This is a genomic window from Anseongella ginsenosidimutans, from assembly GCF_008033235.1.
GTDB lineage: Bacteria > Bacteroidota > Bacteroidia > Sphingobacteriales > Sphingobacteriaceae > Anseongella > Anseongella ginsenosidimutans.
In genome coordinates this window covers 1,566,699-1,587,457 of the sequence record NZ_CP042432.1, presented here as the reverse complement: position 1 = coordinate 1,587,457, position 20,759 = coordinate 1,566,699, and the positions used below count along the sequence as shown (strand labels likewise).

The window sequence follows — 20,759 nt, the reverse complement described above, 5'->3', positions numbered from 1 at the left end:
TTTATGAAGCTGCTGAAGAATATTACCCTCAACCTTATTTTTGGGTTGAATATTTTCATCCTTTTTTTCGTCCTGTTCGAAGGGCGGATAGCCATACCGGCCCCCTTGCAGGTAGCAGGAAGAATGCATCCGCTGCTACTGCATTTTCCCATCGTACTCCTGATCCTTGCGCTTGTTTTCGAATTCTTTAACAGGCATCTCCGGGAAGAACTTCCGGCCGGCCCCGGTGACGGGTATTCAGCCCGGCACCGGGAAGGGCTTCCGGACAGGCAGAGGAAATCCCCGGCAACAGCGCTGCGTGAAGAAGTACCGTACGACGGAGCGCGGGCTGCAGAGATCCGGGCGGATTCCGCCGGTAAAAAAGCCGTTGGGCTGCTGCTTTACGGAGGAGCTATCAGCGCTGCCCTGACGGTTGTATTCGGCCTGATTCTTTCAAAGGAGGAAGGCTACGGCGGAGCTACCCTGAACTGGCATAAATGGACGGGAATAGCTATTTCCTTTTTCGCCGCCTTGCTTCTTTGGTACCAGCAGGGCAAAGCGGCGCGTCCGCGGGTACTGCGGATTGGCATGGCGGTAACCTGCCTGGTACTGCTGCTGGCCGGCCATCTGGGCGCCTCTCTTACCCACGGCGAAAATTTTGTACTGCAGCCCATTCTTCCGGAAAAATCGAAAAAGGTAGATCTCGCAACTGCGGTGGTCTTCTCTGACCTGGTCCTGCCGATCATGGAGGAAAAATGTGTTTCCTGTCATAATGAAGATAAAGCAAAGGGACAACTGGTGCTTACCGATACGGCCGCTTTTCTGGCCGGAGGGAAGAACGGCGCGCTTTTCGAGCCGGGCGACCCTGCCGCGAGCCTCCTGATGGAACGGCTGCTGCTGGAGCCCGGGCATAAGCATCATATGCCTCCTAAAAACAAACCCCAGCTAAGCCCGGAGGAACTTAGCCTGATACAGGCCTGGATACGCTCAGGAGCTGATTTTAATATTCCCCTGGCCGCCCTGCCGCCGAATGACACTATTCACCAGCTGGCAAAAGTAATTTACGACACGGCTCCTGTCGCTGAAAAATTCGACTTCCCTGCACCGGACCCCGGCCTGGTAAAAGACCTGAACACCGCCTACCGTGTCATTGCTCCCCTGGCTAAAGGGTCTCCGGCCCTGGACGTGAGCTTTTTTAACAGCCGGGTGTTTAGCGGAGAATCGCTGGAAGCATTGAAACCGCTGAGCCGGCAGGTCGTCCGCCTGAACCTCAGCGGTATGCCCCTCAAAGCCGGGGAATTCCAACTGCTGAAAGAGTTTGTTAACCTTCGCCAGCTGAACCTCAATTATACGCCGCTCACCGATAAGGAGCTGGCGGTGATCACGCAGCTTCCGCGCCTTCGTTCCCTGATGCTGACGGGAACCGCGGTAACACCTGCCGGACTTGATTCCCTGGTGAGCATGCCCCGGCTGCGCCACCTCTATGTCTGGAATACGGCAGTGACCAAAGAGAAAGCCCTCGAATGGGTGTCCAGGCGACCCGGCCTGGCGGTAGAAACCGGCTTTTACGATGACGGGAGCATGGTGCTGCCCCTGAATAAACCTGAAATGAACCCGGCCAGGGCATTTTTCAGGGAAGCTTTTACCCTGCGGCTTAACCATCCGATCAGCGGCGCCGAGTTGCGGTACACCCTTGACGGCAGCGAGCCTGACAGCCTGAACGCGCCGGTCTTTAAAGAGCCGCTTTCCATCAGCGAAAACACCCTGGTAAAAGTAAAGGCCTATAAAAAAGGCTGGACCGGCAGTGAAACCGTCCAGACTTATTTCCATAAAGCAAGCTTCCGGCCGGATTCAGCCCGCCTTGAATTTCCTCCCGACCCGCAGTACAAGGGCCGGGGCGCCTTCACCCTTTTCGACCTGGATAATGGCAGCATGGACATTCGTGACGGGAAATGGCTGGGTTACCGGGGCGGCGAGCTTAGCGCTTCCCTGGAATTCAAAGAGCCCCATACACTCAATGGAGTGGCGCTTAGTACATTCATGAATACCGGGGGATACATTTTCCCGCCGGCCTCCGTGGAAGTCTGGGGCGGGGCGGATTCCAGCCAGCTGGCGCTGCTGTATAAAAAGTCCTTCGAAATGCCCGGCGAACACCAGCCGGCGGGCAAACATATTTACGAATGCCCGTTGGAAAAGCAAGCCGTTTCCTATTTGAAGGTAGTCGTAAAGCCCCTCGCCGAGCTTCCGTCCTGGCATGCCGGAAAGGGGCAGCCGGCCTGGGTGTTCGTGGATGAAATCCTGCTGAACTAATTTCGCACATCCAATCTTGTTTTTTGCTGCTGCGGGTGCTGGTACTGCTCCTGGTGCGGGTGCGGGTGCTGCTCTTGTTGCGGCGGGCCTCCGGTTACTTCCAGGCTTCACGGTCCAGGCTCCGGAAGTGGATGGCCTCCGCAAGATGCTCGGTATGTATTTCCGGGCTTCCCGCCAGGTCGGCAATGGTCCGGGATACCTTCAAAATACGGTCGTACGCCCTGGCCGACAGGTTCAGCCGTTCCATGGCGGTTTTAAGCAAGGACTGCCCTGTACTGCCGATGCGGCAAATTTCCCTTACATCCCTGGACGGGACCTGCGCGTTTGCATAAATTCCTTCACGTTCCCGGAAACGGGCCCGCTGCACTTCCCGGGCAGTTACCACACGTTCCCGCACTTGCTCGCTTTTTTCCGAAGTCCTGGTGCCGGCCAGCTCTGAAAAGGCTACGGGAGTAACTTCCACGTGAATATCAATACGGTCAAGAAGCGGCCCGGATATCCTGTTCAGGTATTTCTTTACGGATCCCGGAGGGCATTCGCATTCCTTCGAGGGGTGGTTATAATACCCGCAGGGACAGGGGTTCATGGACGCTACAAGCATGAAGCTGGCCGGGTAGTTAACAGAGAACTTCGATCTGGAGATGGTCACTTTCCGCTCTTCCAGGGGCTGGCGCAACACTTCGAGTACGGCTCGCTTGAATTCGGGCAGTTCGTCCAGGAATAATACGCCGTTATGCGCCAAAGAGATCTCTCCCGGTTGCGGAGCGCCTCCCCCGCCCACCAAAGCCGCATCGCTGATCGTATGATGGGGCGAACGGAAGGGCCGCGCGGTAAGCAAGGCGTCGCTGGCCGAAAGCTTCCCCGCAACGGAATGTATTTTGGTGGTTTCAAGCGCCTCGTTCAGGGTAAGGGGCGGCAGAATGGTGGGCAGGCGTTTCGCGAGCATGGTCTTTCCTGCCCCCGGCGGGCCGATCAGGATAATATTATGTCCGCCGGCGGCCGCTATCTCAAGGGACCTTTTTACATTTTCCTGCCCTTTCACATCGGAGAAATCCTGCTCGTACCTGTTTATTCCACTAAAGAATACTTCACGGGTATTCATCCCGGACGGCTCCAGGCTTTCTTCGCCGTTAAAAAAACGGAATACCTCTACCAGGTTGGCAGCGCCGTAAATTTCAAGGCCGTTTACGATAGCAGCCTCGCGTACGTTTTGCTTTGGCAATATAAAGCCTTTGAAGCCTTCCTTCCGCGCCTGTATGGCAATCGGAAGCAGGCCTTTTACCGGCTGAAGGCCGCCGTCAAGGGAAAGCTCCCCCATGATCATGTACTTGTGTACTTCTTCCGCCTTCATCTGCCCCGAAGCAGCCAGTATGCCCGTTGCAATGCAGAGGTCATACGCGGAGCCTTCCTTGCGGATATCGGCAGGGGCCAGGTTCACGAGTATGCCCCGCCGCGGCATATGCAGCCCCTTATTCCTGAGCGCCGTATCAATTCGCTTATAACTTTCCCGCACCGCGCTGTCGGGCAGGCCCACAATAGAATAATTATTCCCGCCGCTTACATTGACTTCGGCAGTAATGGTAATGGCTTCAATGCCCTGAACGGCGCCACCGTACGTTTTGATAAGCATAGACAGATTTTTTCATAGGTATTAGGTGAAGTTAAGAAAAAATCCGCAAACTCTGCGAAGCCAGCGCTACAAGTGCTGTTCGATAAAATCAATAAAGGAATGAATGATCTTTATATGGATTTCCTGGGCGCGGTCGGCATAAGGGGATTGGGGAGCCCTGATCTCCACATCGCACCAGCCGGCCATTTTGCCGCCGGTTTTCCCGGTCAGGCCAATGACCTCCATGTTCTTTTTCCTGGCTGCTTCAATGGCAAGCAGGATGTTTTCCGAGTTTCCGCTGGTACTGATGGCCAGAAGCACGTCTCCCTTCTGCCCGATCGCTTCAATGTACCGCGAAAACACATATGGATAACCGTAATCATTCCCTACACAGGAAAGGTGGGAGGGGTCGGAAATGGATAGCGCCGGAAGCGCGGGACGGTCGTCCCGGTAGCGCCCGGAAAGTTCTTCGGCGAAATGCATGGCATCACACATGGAGCCCCCGTTGCCGCAGGAAATGATCTTTTTGCCGCTGCGAATGGCCTGCACCATGATATTGCCGGCAGAAGCGATCTTTTCAATATTATGCTCGTCGGAAAGAAACTGATCCAGCACGGAAGCCGCTTCCAGGAAATGTTGTTTTATACGGTCTTTCATCCCTTACGTAGATAGGATTCCTACCATGCGGACCCAGGCGGGATCCAGTTCACTGATATGTTTAATGGCTCTTTCGAAAGGCGTGAATACTACTTCGTGGTTCATGACGCCGGCCATCACGCCGCGTTTTCCATCCATAAGCGCTTCCACCGCCGCAAAACCCAGCCTGCTGGCAAGCACCCTGTCCGCGCAGGTCGGCTTTCCGCCGCGCTGGATATGACCCAGCACAGCCACCTTGGTATCGTAATGCGGGAACCGTTCCTTTACCTTTTGGGCAATGGGGAATGCTCCGCCTTCGTTATCACCTTCGGCGACGATTATGATCTTGGAAGATTTATCTTTCCGGCCTTTTTCCAGGCGTTCGTACATTTGCTCCAGGTCGGTATCCACTTCCGGCAGCAGGATAGCCTCGGCCCCCACGCCAATGCCGCTCCTGAGAGCGATCAGCCCTGAGTCCCGTCCCATCACCTCCACAAAGAACAAACGGTCATGGGATTCAGCCGTATCCCGGACCTTATCAACCGCGTCAATTACCGTATTAATGGCGGTATCGTAACCAATCGTAAAATCGGTACCATACAGGTCATTATCTATGGTCCCGGGGATCCCGATCACCGGTATGTCGAATTCGGACTGAAAGATATCCGCTCCGGTGAAGGTGCCGTCACCGCCGATGGCTACCAGGGCATCTATCCCCGCTTTTTTCAATTGCTCATAGGCTTTTTTCCTTCCCTCAGGCGTGATAAATTCATCACTCCTGGCAGTTTTCAGCACCGTACCGCCCCTTTGTATGATATTAGCCACTGATTTGACTCCCAGAGACTCGATTTCTCCGTTGATCATCCCTTCATATCCGCGCATGATCCCGGATACACGAAGGTTATGAAATATAGATGTTCGCACGACGGCCCGGATACAAGCATTCATGCCCGGGGCATCTCCCCCGGAAGTAAACACACCAATGTGTTGAATGGAAGACATAGAATAAGTTAAAAAGGTTACCTAAAAACAGTCCTGGGACTTTAGCCTGATATAAATAACAAACCCGCCGCCTGTGCAGCAGGAGCCGTTAACATAAAAGTGTGGCAAAAATACAAATATTTTAGTAGCAAGCACTAAAGCGAAGCAGAACCTGCCAGGGTCAGGCAGAAGCTGCCGGCGGCAGTATGCAGAAACCCGGCGATACCTGAACGAGTCGATGCGCGAAGCACGAGAAAGGCGTTGATGGCGGATGTGGTCGATTGATTGCGGGAGGGCAGCGTGCAAGGCTTTGATTGCCCGGAAAGAGCGATGTTGATTCTTGCGCGGCCGCGCAAGAATCGCCTGAGCGATTCCGGGCAATCAAACCAGCACGCGCGCGAGGCCCGGTTCAATCAATACCCGTCACCGTCACCGCCCCCTCCTCCACCTCCATTATCACCACCGCTTCCGGCAGGAAAGGTTACCTGTCCGCGGATCTCTCCCGGCGGATAAGCCTCGGTGTGAATATTCACGTACCATTTGCCGGCGAGGAGGTCGGCGCGGTCTCCCTCTTCAACAGTCACTGTTCCGCTTACCGAACCGGCCGCGTCCGCCGGAAAACCCGTAATACCTATTTTTACGCTTGCATTCGTACCTGGGCCGGCCGGGCCATGAAAATGCATCATGGTAGGCGGGCCCGTGAGGTTGGTCCAGTTAAGGGTAAAGGTAAACTCGCCCGTATTCTTGTTATAGGTACCCGTGAACGTTCCCGTACCCGGAGAAGTCACATCGTCCGTCTCCTGCTCCGCGTTCAGCGTTGCACTCGCCTCAACAGTCACCTTTTCTTCCGGGGCATCTTCTTCGTCTTCACATGCCGGCAATACCAGCACGCAGGCGCATAGCAAGGAAGTTATCCATGCTGCGGGCCTTGCTTTGAAAGGATTATTTGTATTCATTGTCGTAATTATTTGGTACTTCTACCGCGAATACGACAAGAAGAAAGAAATGGTTGCCTCTGGCCTGGCCGGCCAGGTGCCGCGGCACCTCAGGAGTAACCACAAGCAGGTGGTACCCGCAGGTCAGCGGCGCGGCAGCTAAGGGACACCACAGGCCAGGGGCCGCGGCACCTCAGGCGCGAAAATTCAGGGACACCTCAGACCAGTGAGGCCTGGGAGCCCCGGGACGTCAGCGCACACCGGCTTTGGTCAGCACACCTTCGCCTGTACGAAAAGCCTCAATGCCTTTATCCAGGAAAGCGACATATTCGGGAATATCCAGGTCGAAGGCCCGCGGCGGCACCAGCACCTGGCCCTGGTGGTTGACGATCACATAATAAGGCTGGGAGTTGGTATTAAAACGGCTTGCCTGGAAATCGCTCCATTTTTTTCCAATGGTATTGATGGTTTTACCGCTGAATTCCGAAACATACTGTTCATCTTCCGGTAAAGCGGTTTTATCGTCCACGTAAAGCTGAACCAGGACGAAATCATTTCTCAGGCGCTCCAGGACCTGGGCATCCGGCCATACCGATGCTTCCATGCGGCGGCAATTGGTACAGCTCCAGCCGGTAAAATCGATAAAAATGGGTTTATTCACCTTTTCGGCATATGCCAGTCCTTCTTCGTAATCGAAAAAGGCGTTCAGGCCCAGCGGGGCATGGAACAGGTCGGTATATTTCTTTTCCGCTCCGGAGGCCTCCGCGGACGCATTTCCGGAGCCGCCGGAAGTACTTCCCCCAAGAGAAGCGGTGTACATATCGAAGTCCTGCGATCCCTGGTGCGGCAGGAATGAGCTGATAGGTTTCAGGGGCGCTCCCCACAATCCCGGTATCAGGTAAATGGCGAAACCTAATGCAAAGATGGCAAAGAAGAGGCGCGGCACCGAAAGATGTGTTGTTTCGCTATCGTGCGCAAAACGCAGCTTGCCAAGCAGGTAAAAGCCCCACATGCCAAAGATCACGATCCACAACACAATAAAAATATCGCGGTCAAGCAGGTTCCAGTGATAAGCCATATCTACCGTGGAAAGGAATTTCAGGGCAAAGGCCAGCTCCAGAAAGCCCAGGCTTACTTTGACAGTATTCAGCCAGCCGCCTGATTTCGGCAATGATTGAAGCCATTGAGGAAAAATAGCGAACAACGTAAAAGGAATGGCCAGGGCCAGGGCGAAGCCAAACATACCGGTTGCCGGGCCCAGCAGCGTACCTTTACTGGCCGCTTCCACGAGCAGGGAGCCGATAATGGGGCCAGTGCAGGAAAAGGAAGCCAGCCCCAGGGCTACCGCCATAAAAAAAATTCCGGTAAGGCCGCGGCTGTCCGCCTTTTTATCGGCGAAGGTGGTCCAGGAACTTGGCAGGTTCAGCTCAAAAGCGCCGAAAAAGGAAATAGCAAAGATCACCAGGATAATAAAGAAAAGGATATTCAGAATGCCATTGCTTGCCAGCTCGTTCAGTTTACCCGAACCGAACAGCACCGTAATGAGCAGCCCCAAAGCGACGTAAATCACGATAATGGAAAGGCCGTACAAGGCAGCCGAGCCAATCGCTTTTGAACGCCCCCCAACCGCCCCTCTTTTCGTGAAGTAACTTACTGTAAGCGGGATCATCGGGAAAATGCAGGGCATAAGGAGGGCCAGCAGCCCTCCCAGGAAACCGGCGATAAATATCCCGAAAAGTGATTTATTTTCATTTTTTGCATCGGCATTCTCCGCCGCCTGCTCCAATGCCGGAGGCAGGGAAGGCGATGCGTCTGCTCCGCCGGGTTCCTGCCCGGTTACCGATTCTCCGGTTGCACCCGATGTTTGCCCGGCGGAGGATTCTCCCGCATCCGGGTTCTGGGCGCCGGCCTGGCCACTCTGCCCCGCAACGCCACCAGCCTGCCCGTTACCAGGCGCCTGACCTGCGCTACCGGGGCTTGCAGCATTGCTTTGCGAATTTTCCTGGTCTCCCGGGCTTTCAGCTGTATTCCTTTCCGATCCGTCGTTTGTTCCCGGAGAGGCCTTTTCCGAAGCAGCTTTATCCGAAACAGCCTTTCCCGAAGCCGCTTTTTCCGCGCCGCCCGGTCCGGACGTTGCTCCGGATGCTTTGAAGTCAGGGTGGCTGGCGTCGATGCTGAATTCCACTTCTGCCGGCGGGAGGCACCGCTGGTCATCACATACCATGAACTCCAGGACACCCTTCACCGTGGAAGAGGCTTTTTTCAGCCGGATACGCTGCTCAAACACCGCTTCATTGCTGAAGTAAAGCACTTCCATCCCGAAATTGGGATCCATTACCTTTTCAACTTCGGACTTTTCGGCTACCTCGCCAATCAGTTCGTAATCGGCCGAAGGAGTGAATGTAAAGGAAGTAGGAATAGGCCCACCTTCTTCGATATACTGGGAATAGACATGCCAGCCCGGGTCAATTTCCGCCTTCAGGATCAGGGTCACCTCGTTTTCCCCGGACGGTTTTGCACTAAAGGCCCAGGTAACGGGATCAAAGATCTGGGCGCCGGCGCCGACTGCCGCAGCTAAAAAAAGCCAGATGAGGATAACTTTTTTCATCATACAATTTTTTTTGGTTGGTTGATTGATGATGCAAAGTTACGAATATCCCCGGAGATGCCGCGATGCAGCCGGCGCCACCTCCCCTTAGCTACCTTCTCCGAATGCCGGGGCCGTTTTATCGTACCATACGCGTTCCTGGCTGAGGGTTTGGGCGTCCACGGCGCGGGGCGTAAAACCCTGGGCCTCGTAGGCGTTAAGCCAGTTGTCCCGGTTCACTTCGCCCGGGTCGTTTATCCAGAACCGCCGGGGAATAGGCTCGTTGAATTCCTCCATCTGGTAGTACGCCGAGTTATTCCGCGGATAACCGGTCCGGCGGCAAAAGACGTACGCTTCGTTGGGAAGCAGGAAAAAAGCCAGGTATTGCTGTATGTAGATCCTTTCCAGGTCATTGGTACCGTTAAGCATCACATCCGGGTCCGCCAGCCAGGCGGCTATTTCCGCATCGCCGCTGCCGCTGAAAGCGGTTTCCGACTGGGCCTCCGCTGCGACCTGGTTCATGGTCCGGAGAGACGAAGCCAGCCCCTTATTGTACCATTCGGCCGCCGTCCCGCGCGTATCAACACCGCCGCCGTATCCCTTTTCAATAAATTCCGCGATGTAAAAGCAGGTTTCAGCGTAGGAAACCAATACTTGAAGCGAATTCCCGGTTGCGCCGTTCAGCTTAGGAGAGAGCAGGCTCCGGTTAATGGGAGAGATCAGGAAATAGCGGGAATACTGGCTGACCGTGAAGGGGTTGCTGAGATAGGTAGCCACGTCCGGGCTGACGGTCCAGTCGGGAGGCCCGCCCTGGTATTGGATCAGCGGATCCGCCGGATCAATAAAGGAAGGGAGCGTTTCGCCGTATTTGGCCAGGGTATCGGCATAGGACCCGGTAAGATCATTGGCATCGAAATAGATTTGGATGCGCGGGTCTCCGGTCCTTTTCATGAAGTCTACCATTTCACGGGTAGCAAAACGGCGGCTGCGGTAATCCACGTCGTTCCCGATAGGGTTTTGTTCGGGGTTCAAATAGCGCATTTCCGCTTCTTCCCCGTCAATGGGCCCTGTAGGATCTTCCATCACTTCCCGGAACAGCTGCTGCGCCAGCTCATTATTCCCCAATTCCAGCCGTACAGCTATGCGTAATTTAAGCGTATTGGCCAGTTTCACCCATTGCAGCCAGTCGCCGGCATAGAAAATATCGGCGTTTCCATAGCTTTCCTGGTCTGCAAGGCTGTTATCTGAAAGCACGGCAATGGCCTGGTTCAGATGGGTAAGCCAGGTATTGAAGAGCTGCTCCTGGGGGTCGAAAACAGGGTTGTATTTATCTTCGTACCGGGCCAGCAGCGCCTCGCTGTAAGGCATGGACCCATTCATATCGGTTGCCCGGATACCCATGTATACATCCAGGATGTAGGTAAGGGCTTTCATCTTCTGGTACCGCTCCGCATCTTCTTTCAGGTCTATCTGCCTGCGGATCTCCACCAGGTTGGGCAGCACTTCCGAATAATAGCGCCCGTAACGGGAATTCACATTACCGGTGATCTCGTAGGGGCTGGCGGTTACCTGCTGGGTAAAGCGCATGGTTTGTTCAAGGCTTTCCCATATCCATTCTCCGCCCGTCGGGGGAACGGCATTGGCCGAATAGGTGAAGAGAAATTTTACATCCGGTTCGGTTACGAGGCTCGGATCGGTATTGATGTCGCCAAAATCTTTGGTGCAGCTGCTCAGCGCGGGAAGAGCCAAAAGCGCCGCGAGTGTTGCAATTGCTAAATTGGAATACCTTCGGTTTATATGTGTTTTCATGTCTGGTTCTTTTGGTTATAGTCCTACCCTTAAAGTGAACGCCAGCGAACGGATCATTGGCAAAAAGCCTTCTTCTCCATAAAATGCCGTGTTATTGGAATTATTGGAGGCCGGGTTGTAATTGTAGGGAAGGGAATTATACAGGTAAAGCAGGTCGCGGCCCACCACGCCGAGGCTTAGCGTATTCAGTTTCAGCTTCCGGCAAAACTCCTGCGGGAACTGGTAGTCCAGGGCTACCTGCCGCAGCGAGACCCAGGAATTCTCAAATATCCAGTAGTCTGAAACACCTGTGGAGGAGGAACCGTAGCGGTAGTAAAAATGGGGCGCATGCGTTGGCTCCACAATTTTCTGTTTATAAGCTTCTTCGTAGGTCATGCCGCCTACGTCTACCTGGGTACCGTCATGCTTGGTGATGATTTGCCCTTCTGCAAATACACCGTCCGGAATGATCCCGTCATCATAAGCGATATCGTCCCATTCACTGGTCCAGGGAATACCGCCGTATTCTTCGTCTCTGCCGAATAAGGTATTGGGAAGCACGCCCGTATGCGTTCCGTAGCGATAAGTGGCCAACACGAAGTCGCCGCCTATTTTGGCATCCACCAGTACGTTCAGGCTGAAATTCTTATACCGGATCGTATTATCCCAGCCGCCCCGGAATTTGGCGTTGATATCGCCTACATCCTGGATAATGTTGCTGCGGGCGGGAAAAGCGGCACGGGCGTCCGACCGCCAGGCGAGCTGGACTTTCCCGTTATGCGGGTGATCGACGGGATTGCCCGAATCGTCCGTGGCCTGGAACCTGGCCGCCTGGATGGAACTCCTGAGCGTGCCGTAAGACTTTCCGACAACCGCCCAGCTGCTTATTTCGGCAATATTCGCGCCCAGGTTAAATTCACTCCGGCCTTCATAGAGTTCCACGATCAGGTTGCGGTTCCGGGAATAGTTGAGGGCGGTGGACCAGCTGAAGCTGGGCATTTCCACCGGAATGGCATCAATAGCCAGCTCAATTCCCTTATTCTGTATATTTCCCGCATTGATCAGGATGGCATCCACACCGGATTCCACAGGGGTGGAAATATCCAGGATCTGATTGCGCGTATTATCCTGGTAAAGGCTCAGGTCAAACCCAAGGCGGCCGTTAAAGAAGCGCATTTCCGCCCCGATCTCTTTGGCGATTTTGCGTTCGGGTTTCAGGTTGCTGACCCGTACCCGCCGGTCGCCGAAAGTAGAGATGGGCAGATCCTGGCCGCCGATATTGGTAAAGCCTTCAAAGGCAAAACCGGGATTGATCACAAAAGGATCGGTATCACTGCCCAGGGCGGCTATATTTGTTCTGAATTTCCCGTAGGAGATCCAGGATGGCAGGTCAAAGGTTTCGGTGAATATCCAGGAAAGGCTTACCGAAGGGTAATGGAAAAAGTTATTGCCCGTGCCATTGGTATAGGTCAGGGCCGACGACCAGTCGCCCCGCCAGGTGGCCTGCAGGTAAAGCTGGTCCTTAAAGGACAGATCGGCGCTGGCGTAGAGCGAATTGAATGCGCGGCGGTAGTCGATGCCCCCTTCGCTGACAGGTTCGTTCACCGAATTGGCCAGGAAGTAATTCCCGGGGTAACTCAACCCGCCGCTTGTTTCGCCCTTATTATAAGAGGAAGTGGTTCGCTGTATCTCGCCGCCGATATAACCGCTGATGTCGAGGTCAGGGGTAATGTCCCGCTGTGCGGTGACCATGGCCTTCAGGAAATAATTTTCCTTTGCGCGATGGCCCAGGCGATACAATCCGCCGGCAAAATCTTCTCCCTGGCCCAGCTCCTTGTCTTCGGTTTCGGTGTACACATTGTTCAGGCTACCCTCCAGGATCAGGTTGGACCAGCCGGTGAGTTCAGCCGTAATGGCTACCCGGCTTCGGAGCATTTGCTCTTTCTGAAAGTAATTATTCTCAAAAAGATTGAACCAAAAGCGGGACTCCGGCGCCTTATTGGTCTCTTCATTCGAGTTGGGATTTGGAGCGCCGCCTAATGCGCTGATATAATGTTCCGGCTGCATCCAGTATTCCGTATCGTAATTCCGGGGAAGCATCCAGGTGAAGAGCTTGCCGTAATTATAGGAAGCAAAAGCGTCCAGTCCGCCGAGGCGCGGCGGGTTCAGGCCCCTGAAGCTGGAATAATTAGCGCTGACATCCAGGTTGATCCTGCTGTGGAGTTCATGGGTCACCCGCAGGCCGAAAGCGTTTTTAACCAGCTCATTATTCCGCACCACCCCTTCGCTCTCATTCCGGTTATAAGACAGGCGGAATGTGGACTTTTCCGTTCCTCCGTCCAGTGAGAGATTGGTATTGCTCCCGAAGCCGTTCTGGAAAGCATCCAGGAAATTATCCGGCTGGGGCAGGAAACGGGTGGGTGTTCCGTCGTAATTGAGGACTTCCTGCCCTTCCATCCGCGGGCCCCAGTTCTCCAGTTCCCGGTTGATGCCCTGGTCAATATAGGGCTTGCCGGTGGCGGGGTCAACAGGAAAAACTTTGGTAATGTAGGCCTGGTCTGCGGTATAATTCGGGTCTCTCCGGTCGCTGAAGAAAGGGCCAGCCGTTCCGCCCCCGAAAACGTTTTGAAAATCAGGGCCGGAATAAGGCTGATAAGAATTAAATGTCTGGGTAAGGTTAATTCCCAGCCCGGTGTTCCTTTTTCCTTTTTTTGTCGTGATGAGGACCACACCGTTGATGGCCCGGGAACCGTATAAGGCCGCCGCCGCCGAACCTTTCAGAACGGAAACGCTTTCAAAATCGTTCATATTCAGGTTCTTCAGGTCATTCCCGAAGTCACGGCCGTTCCCTTCAAAAATATCGTTGTCCATGATCACGCCGTCAATCACGAAAATTGGCTGGTTGTTTTTTCCCAGGGTGGAATTTCCTCGGATCAGGATCTTGGAGTTGCCGAACAAGCCGCCCGCGCCCATATCAATCTGAACACCGGCTACACGGCCCTGGAGGGCATTGACCGGGTTGGTCTCATTGGTAACCGCCAGTTCCGCACCGCTGATTTCTGTGACAGAATAACCCAGGGATTTTTCATCCTTCTCCATTCCCAGGGCGGTAACGACCACTTCGTCCAGCCGGGAAGCGTCCTGCGTCAGTACCACGTCAATTACCTTCCGGTCCCCTACCGTTTCTTCCCTGGGCCGGAAGCCCAGAAGGCTGAATTCCAAAACAGCCTCCGGCCCAACGTTGATCGAATAGGCGCCGTTTGCATCTGTCTGAGTGCCCTGATTAGTGCCCCTGACCAGTATACTTACTCCCGGAAGCGGTTCCGCCCCGTCGCTAACCGTTCCGGTAACCAGCTGCTGAGCGCTCAGGCTGAGGGTTACCCCCAGCATCAGGACCAGGAGCCAGCCTTTTTGAAAAATGTATCTGTATGACATACATTATTGGTTTAGTATTTCATTTACGTTATTATCAGGAAAGCCTTATTTTATCAAAATTATCAATTACCAGCGCCGCCGCGCCAATGAGCCCTGCATTGGGGCCAAGCTCTGAAACTTCCAGTGAAGTTGCTCCCGCGAGGCGGGGAATCGCGTACTTATGCAGGGCCTGCTGCGCCGAAGCCAGTAATATCCTTCCCACAGCCGCTCCTTTCCCGCTGAGTATGATCACTTCGGGATTCATGATATGAATGAGAATAGCCAGTCCTTTTCCAATGACATAACCCGCATCGGAAAATAATTCCACCGCCAGCTGATCACCCTTGCGGGCGCCTTCCGTAACCACTTCAATTATTTTTTCCGGCGGGTCATTCACTGAAAACTGCAGGTTGGATACCCGCCCGCCGGTTATTTCCTCACGTGCTTTCCGGGCCACCACCAGCAGGGAACATTCGGTTTCCAGGCATCCCCGTTTGCCGCAGCCGCATAAAGCGCCGTTCTCAGAAATGGGAATATGGCTGAATTCCCCGGCAAAGCCGGAATGCCCCCTGAATAATTCCCCGTTCACGATCATTCCCAGGCCAATTCCCCAGCCCATATTGACAACCATCGCGTTTTCCAGAGACTTGGCCGCGCCGAACTTTAATTCCGCCAGAGCCACCAGGCTGGAATCGTTATCAATATATACCGGTAAATCCAGCGCATTGGAAATATATCCCGGGATGCTGCTTTCCCCGGCGTCCAGAAAAGTATAATTGATGCCTTTCTGAGGATCTACAAAACCGGGCATGCCTATACCTACCCCGATTATCTTCTCCTTTTGTATGCCGGATTTTTTTATAAATGCTTTGATGCGATCAGTAAGCGTAGAAAGCGCCGGGGAATTGCGGGGCAATTCCAGGTCAAACGTTTCCGTATCCGTAACCGGCCGGTTAAGCATATCTACCATGACCATTTGCGTGGACAGCTGGTCCATGGCTACCGAAAGGACGAACATGCCGTCAGGTCGAAGGGAATAGATCAGGGGACGCCGCCCCCCACTGGAGGGGGCGTAACCCTGTTCTACAACCAATCCTTCTTCTATCAGTTCGCTGACCGCCCTCGAAACAATGGGAAGGCTCTTATTGATCAGCGCGCTCAGGTCTGCATGAGACATGCTTTGGCGGAAGTATAGCTGCTTCAGCACCCTGTTTTTTAATTCCTTATTTTTGTCTTTCAAGCGCATGTTTATTTACCGGGTTAATTAGCATCCCACCAAATCCTGCCCTTTGTATCGTTCGTTGAAACTCCGTAAGCCGCATCTTTTTCCGTCATATCCTGTATGGCCTTGTTAAAGTTTTCCCTGTTCTGATCCTGGGGCTCGGGAAGGGGCATTCTCCTGGGAACAACCAGGTTCTGCGATCCCGTCCACAGGTTCTCAAGATAAGCGATACCGGAACCATCTCCAATCGGGCTGGGTTGTCCGCTTCTGAAATCCACCGACTGCGGATACCCTGTACGTTTCCACATGGCCCATGCTTCTTCAGGCTGGATCAGGAAATGCACCCAGGCCTGCGAGTAGATACTGGTCAGGCCGTTATAAGGGTAACGGCTAAGGAAGTCTCCCAGCTCCACACTTGCGGCGCCGGGTATATTGGTGGCCACCCCGATGGTCTTATAATGTTCGAAAGAGGCGGTAACGCCGTCGTTATACCATTGAGAAGCGCCTTTTCCAAGGCCGTTTCCTCCCTTAGCGGCAATCTCAGCCATCATAAAGCAGGTTTCGGCATAGCTCAGGTAAGGCATCCTCATTTTAATAGTGCTTCCGTCCACATAGGTTTCGTCTGAATGCATTAAATCCCTTGAAGAACGCGAATCAAATCCCCCGAAGCCGCCGTTCTTTACAAACAACCGGCTTTGAATGGCGGAAAGAAATCCGAGATCCTGTGTTCCTCCTTCTACCGTGAAGGTTTTAAACCTGTCAGCGCCGGTAGCTCCGTATTCCGGCTCCCGCGATGCGGAAAACACATGCTTACCCCAATAGCGCACCTGGTTTTCGGGTTCAAGCAATGCAGCCTTTGCCGCAGCGTCGCCATTCTGCTGAACATTCGTATAACCTGAAAATTCAGTACCAAAATCGTTCTTTCGAACCATAAACGCAATTCGGGGGTCGGCCGTGGATTTCAGGAATTCCACAAACGGATAAGCGGCATTGTATTCGAAGAGGATCACGTTAATGTCATCCACATTATTATTCCAGTCACGGGGGTGGCTGTAGCCGAACGATTCCTCATTAGCGGAAATGATCTGCCCGTCAAAATTAGCTTCAATATCATTTAATACGGAAGCAAGCTGATCCGGGTCTCTTTCTTCATACCGCTGCGCAATTTTGATACGCAGGGTGTTTGCAAACCGCAGCCATTTCCCCGTATCGCCCCCGTAAAAGAAATCCTGCCTCGCAAGATTTACCTGGTTAGGGCTATTCGCCATCAATACTGCAGCGCTTTCCTTTAATTGGGTATCAAAAACCTGGTAAAGGCCAAAATCATAGTCGTATGCCGGCAGCGGAAACTCTACTGGATTGAACGCCTGGGAGTAAGGCATGGCGCCGTAAACGTCCGCAACTCTCCATGCCTGGTAGGTGTCCAGGATGCGGCAAATAGCCTTGATATTCGCGTAGCTGGCCTGCTGCGCTTCATCCATCATATCGATTTTTTCGATGATACGATGCAGGTCCCTTCCATCGCCATTGTAGTAATCCGCGTAGTAATTAAAGCCCGGATTCGGGCCGGCGGTTTCAGACGCGTCCCAGTAAGGAGACTCAAGGCCTTCTTTATCTGCTCCGTCGCTTACGATGTATTGCATGTACCTCATCACACTGCTGTACCTGGTAGAAAGCTGGCTGCGGCCTTCGAGGTTGAAGTTCAGCGTAGCGTTGGTAAATAAGAATTCCGGCCTGGAATCATTTAACTGGTTAGGATTGGTATTGATCTCCTGCAATTCTTTCTGGCAGGAAGTCCATACCGCGACAAGGCTTAATCCTATTATGAATATATTTATCTTTTTCATCTTCTTTCCTGCAATTAGAATGTAACATTTAAGCTGAGTCCGTAATTACGGCTGAATGGAACCCCTCCGGTGATTACCGGGTTAAAAGGATTATTGCTTTGCAACGACTCCGGGTTTTGTTTCGCATTCAGCCCGTTGTAGATATAAAGGATATTACGGGCGGTAAACCGGAGGCTCGCACCTCCAACCTTTATCTTGCTTAATAAGGACGTTGGAATATGGTAAGTCAGCGATATTTCCCGCAGCATTACCCAGGTATTTTCAGTTACCGAACCATTGGTGTTTAAATTGGTTCCCCACCCAAAAGTATAAGGATAATAAATTCCGGCCTTCCAGGGCTCAACCAATCCTTGATCATAAGCCTCGCGGAAGGTCATCCCGCTGATATCGGCGCCGGTAATCGGGCTGGTTTGCCCCTGATCAAAAACGGCATCGGGAATAGCGCCGTCATAAACGGTTTCGCCAGTATAGGAATCGGTTCTTTCCATCCCTCCGTGTTCCCTATCCCTGAACCTGAGCGAAGCCTCGGGATTTCCTCTTCCCATTCCGTAGTTGAAAGACTCGGAATAAAGCAGACCGCCTACCCTTGAATCTACCTGTGCATACAGGGAGAAGTTCTTGTACCGTAAGGAGGTATTGAACCCGGCCAGGAAATCGGGCTCAATGGACCCTATGTCTTCACGCGGCTTTTCTGTATCGTACGTGTCGTAAACGTATTCATAATGGGCTACGTCCATTTTCGAATCGGGATTTGTTTCCACGATACGGTCGGCGACACGGATCAGGGGTAAGCCGGATGCCGGGTCTGTATCCACGTAAGCCCCTTTTTCAGCCGAAAGCATGCCGAAGGCTCCTCCCTCATAAGCATACACGGAAGCGCCGTCATAGTTCCCCATCAGCGCGTAGGAAGTAATGCCCGGGTAAAACTCCTTTATTTTACCCCTGTTCCGGGTAAAGTTAAAGGCCATATCCAGGTTCCAGTCCTTGGTTCTCACGGGATTGGCGCTTACCAGCAATTCAATACCCTGGTTCTGAATATCGCCGGCATTGATACGCATATTACTGTAGCCGGTTTCCTGGATGCCGGGAATAGTTAATATCTGGTTAAAGGTATTTGTCTTATAATAGGCGAAATCCACGGTAAGCTTATCATCGAACAAACCGAAATTGGTACCCAGCTCAATGGCCCGCTGAATTTCAGGCTTCAGGTTCGGGTTAGGCAGGATATTCGCGTTTTGCTGCGATGCAATACTTATGGAATTACCGTCCTGGTCAAATATCACCGAAGGGATAAATCCCGAGAAACTGGTTGCGTAGGGTTCCGTACCAGTGCCTACAAAAGCGAGCGATGCTCTTAACCGGCCGGAAGAAAGCCAGGACGGCATGCCTTCGCGGAAGTGATCAACAAAAGAATAGGAAACATTTCCGGAAGGATAGAAGACCGAATAGTTATTCGCCCCGGCAAAACCTTCAGGATAGGTCAGCGAGGAAACCCAGTCATTACGGGCCGTCAATTCCAGATTTAAGAAATCCTTATAGCTAAAATTCGCGATACCCGCTATACCTATAACCCTGTTGGATGGGGTGGCGTAAGTATAATTGATACTTCCGGCATCGATGGTATTCAATACGGAGTTACCCAGGATAAACTCATTTGGAATGATGAGCCCGCCCCTGGTATTCCTGCTATACGTTTCGGAAATGCTGTTCCCGTAAATTTCATTGAGTACGCGAAAGTCCATTCCCAGGTCGCCGTCCATGGCGGAGGCAGTCGCATGGCCTGAAATAAGCATATTATAGGACGAATTATAACTGCCGCTAAGACCGTAATATCCGCCCGTTCCCCCGGCGCCGTTCCCTTTTTCCTTTACTTCGGTAAAAATTTTGTAGAAGTTAAAATTACCGCGGGCGCTGAAATCCAGCCAGGGATTCACCTGAGCCTTCAGTTGCAGGTTGGCCAATACGGAGTTTTCATTTCGTTCTTCATTCCGGTTGTCAAAACGGCTGAATGAGGACATCAGCTGCCCGTCCCACAAGGAATATCCATAGTTACGTACCGATCCGTCCGGGTTACGGTAGTCTTTTCTCCAGGTAGCCAAATCGGCATTCCTTGGCAGGGCATAATAGGTCATAAAGCCCACATTGGTGCCGCCCGGCCAGGAATAACGGTTTTGTCCGTAGGGGTTGGTCGTACTCGTATTCGCATAGTTTAAGCCTGCGTCTATGGAGAACACATTGTTCAGCTGCCCCGAGGCCCGGAAGTCAAAAGCGTTTCTTTGCAGCTTATTATTGACCAGGATACCCTTATTGTTGGTGTTTGAATAAGAGATCCTGTAGGTATATTTTTCGCTTCCTCCGCTGAGGGCGATGTTATTGTTCAGGAAGCCTCCGTCCTGATAAAATGCCCGCCAGTTGTCAGGACGGGGAGAAAACGGCACCTGCAGATCACTATTATATAAGGCTGGATACATCCGGCCGTCCATTCTGGGCCCAAAACTATAAGAGGTAAGATTGGTGGTGCCGTCAGGCCTGAAATTTCCTTCCCGCAGAAACGGGCTGCCCATTCCATATACATTCTGCAGCGGGATAGAATTCTCATAGGCACGGGTAATGGTGTACGTTGAGTTTAGTTCAATGCCCAGGCCCTGGCCTCCTTTCCCTTTTTTACTGGTAATGACGATGGCGCCGTTTATTCCGCGGGAACCATAGAGCGAGGTGGCAGCCGCACCTTTCAGTACGGTGATGGATTCGTAATTATCCGGGTTCAGATTCTTGAGCTGCGAACCGTAGTCAACGCCGTCATCCGCTCCGAACCGGTTATTTTCGATGACAATCCCATCCACCACAAAAATGGGCTGGGTATTTTTTGAGAGGGAGGTGACCCCGCGTATGAGGATACTTGGGGAAGTTTGCACCCCGGAAGATCCCATTACATTAATGTTCACCCCGGCTACTTTCCCCTGCAGGGCGGTAATAGGATTTACCGTATTGGTCCGGGCAAGGTCGCTCCCGTCGACCGTGGTAACGGAATAACCCAGCCGGCTGTTCTCCTTCTCAACGCCCAATGCAGTTACTACTACTTCACTCAATTGTTCGGCATCCTCCGTCAATACTACATCAAGGCTTGACTGATCGCCTACCGCTATTTCCTGGTTTTGAAATCCCAGAAAGGAAAATTCCAGCACCGCGGCTTCGGAAGAAACGGAAATGGAAAAGGATCCATCCTCACCGGTTTGTGTTCCATTGCTTGTTCCTTTTTCAAGAATGGTTACGCCGGGCAAGGGCGCGGCGCCGTCAGTTACCCTGCCGGTTACCACTTTTTGAGCATAGGCATCTATTGCACTTATCAGCACCAGCACAATAATCCAGCTTCGTTTTAAAATGTACATTTTCATCATGAAATCAGGTTTTAATAAAAACAGGTGTTTGGTTTGATTTGAAAAGTTCGCTC

General features: G+C 52.8%; 11 protein-coding genes. 1 reads left to right on the top strand and 10 read right to left on the bottom strand.

Translation table 11 applies throughout. The features are described from left to right. Positions 1-3 precede the first annotated feature (3 nt). Complete coding sequence (locus FRZ59_RS06715) at positions 4-2,289, top strand: FN3 associated domain-containing protein (protein WP_132130066.1); 2,286 nt, start codon at positions 4-6, stop codon at positions 2,287-2,289. A gap of 94 nt (positions 2,290-2,383) precedes the next feature. Here the strand turns inward: FRZ59_RS06715 and FRZ59_RS06710 are convergent, their stop codons facing one another. The 10 genes from FRZ59_RS06710 to FRZ59_RS06665 form a co-directional block, all read right to left on the bottom strand. Next, positions 2,384-3,919 carry a YifB family Mg chelatase-like AAA ATPase gene (locus FRZ59_RS06710; RefSeq protein WP_132130067.1) on the bottom strand — a complete coding sequence of 512 codons (1,536 nt, stop codon included), beginning with the start codon at positions 3,917-3,919 and terminating at the stop codon, positions 2,384-2,386. 66 nt (positions 3,920-3,985) lie between these two features. Then, positions 3,986-4,555, bottom strand: a complete 570-nt coding sequence (gene lpcA / locus FRZ59_RS06705) for a D-sedoheptulose 7-phosphate isomerase (RefSeq protein ID WP_132130068.1) — start codon at positions 4,553-4,555, stop codon at positions 3,986-3,988. A 3-nt stretch (positions 4,556-4,558) separates the two neighbouring features. Then, the gene (gene pfkA, locus FRZ59_RS06700; protein WP_132130069.1) at positions 4,559-5,536 is read right to left on the bottom strand and encodes a 6-phosphofructokinase; all 978 of its coding nucleotides are present in this window, start codon (positions 5,534-5,536) and stop codon (positions 4,559-4,561) included. 392 nt (positions 5,537-5,928) lie between these two features. Continuing rightward, positions 5,929-6,471 carry a CHRD domain-containing protein gene (locus tag FRZ59_RS06695; RefSeq protein WP_132130070.1) on the bottom strand — a complete coding sequence of 181 codons (543 nt, stop codon included), beginning with the start codon at positions 6,469-6,471 and terminating at the stop codon, positions 5,929-5,931. A 229-nt stretch (positions 6,472-6,700) separates the two neighbouring features. Then, positions 6,701-9,061 carry a cytochrome c biogenesis protein CcdA gene (locus FRZ59_RS19760; RefSeq protein ID WP_132130071.1) on the bottom strand — a complete coding sequence of 787 codons (2,361 nt, stop codon included), beginning with the start codon at positions 9,059-9,061 and terminating at the stop codon, positions 6,701-6,703. A gap of 84 nt (positions 9,062-9,145) precedes the next feature. Next, positions 9,146-10,846, bottom strand: a complete 1,701-nt coding sequence (locus FRZ59_RS06685; protein ID WP_132130072.1) for a SusD/RagB family nutrient-binding outer membrane lipoprotein — start codon at positions 10,844-10,846, stop codon at positions 9,146-9,148. A gap of 15 nt (positions 10,847-10,861) precedes the next feature. After that, positions 10,862-14,260, bottom strand: a complete 3,399-nt coding sequence (locus tag FRZ59_RS06680; RefSeq protein WP_132130073.1) for a SusC/RagA family TonB-linked outer membrane protein — start codon at positions 14,258-14,260, stop codon at positions 10,862-10,864. Positions 14,261-14,294: 34 nt separating this feature from the next. Next, positions 14,295-15,479: an ROK family transcriptional regulator gene (locus FRZ59_RS06675; protein WP_225975226.1), complete on the bottom strand. Its 1,185-nt coding sequence runs from the start codon at positions 15,477-15,479 to the stop codon at positions 14,295-14,297. A gap of 20 nt (positions 15,480-15,499) precedes the next feature. Next, complete coding sequence (locus FRZ59_RS06670) at positions 15,500-17,308, bottom strand: SusD/RagB family nutrient-binding outer membrane lipoprotein (RefSeq protein WP_132130075.1); 1,809 nt, start codon at positions 17,306-17,308, stop codon at positions 15,500-15,502. 14 nt (positions 17,309-17,322) lie between these two features. After that, positions 17,323-20,706 (bottom strand): SusC/RagA family TonB-linked outer membrane protein, encoded by a 3,384-nt coding sequence (locus FRZ59_RS06665; protein ID WP_132130076.1) that lies wholly within the window; start codon positions 20,704-20,706, stop codon positions 17,323-17,325. Between the last annotated feature and the right edge of the window lie 53 nt (positions 20,707-20,759).

Coding starts and splice junctions, on each gene's coding strand:
- FRZ59_RS19760 (WP_132130071.1), bottom strand. CDS start 9,061: ATGATGAAAAAAGTTATCCTCATCTGGCTTTTTTTAGCTGCGGCAGTC.
- FRZ59_RS06710 (WP_132130067.1), bottom strand. CDS start 3,919: ATGCTTATCAAAACGTACGGTGGCGCCGTTCAGGGCATTGAAGCCATT.
- FRZ59_RS06665 (WP_132130076.1), bottom strand. CDS start 20,706: ATGATGAAAATGTACATTTTAAAACGAAGCTGGATTATTGTGCTGGTG.
- lpcA (WP_132130068.1), bottom strand. CDS start 4,555: ATGAAAGACCGTATAAAACAACATTTCCTGGAAGCGGCTTCCGTGCTG.
- FRZ59_RS06715 (WP_132130066.1), top strand. CDS start 4: ATGAAGCTGCTGAAGAATATTACCCTCAACCTTATTTTTGGGTTGAAT.
- FRZ59_RS06680 (WP_132130073.1), bottom strand. CDS start 14,260: ATGTCATACAGATACATTTTTCAAAAAGGCTGGCTCCTGGTCCTGATG.
- pfkA (WP_132130069.1), bottom strand. CDS start 5,536: ATGTCTTCCATTCAACACATTGGTGTGTTTACTTCCGGGGGAGATGCC.
- FRZ59_RS06695 (WP_132130070.1), bottom strand. CDS start 6,471: ATGAATACAAATAATCCTTTCAAAGCAAGGCCCGCAGCATGGATAACT.
- FRZ59_RS06670 (WP_132130075.1), bottom strand. CDS start 17,308: ATGAAAAAGATAAATATATTCATAATAGGATTAAGCCTTGTCGCGGTA.
- FRZ59_RS06685 (WP_132130072.1), bottom strand. CDS start 10,846: ATGAAAACACATATAAACCGAAGGTATTCCAATTTAGCAATTGCAACA.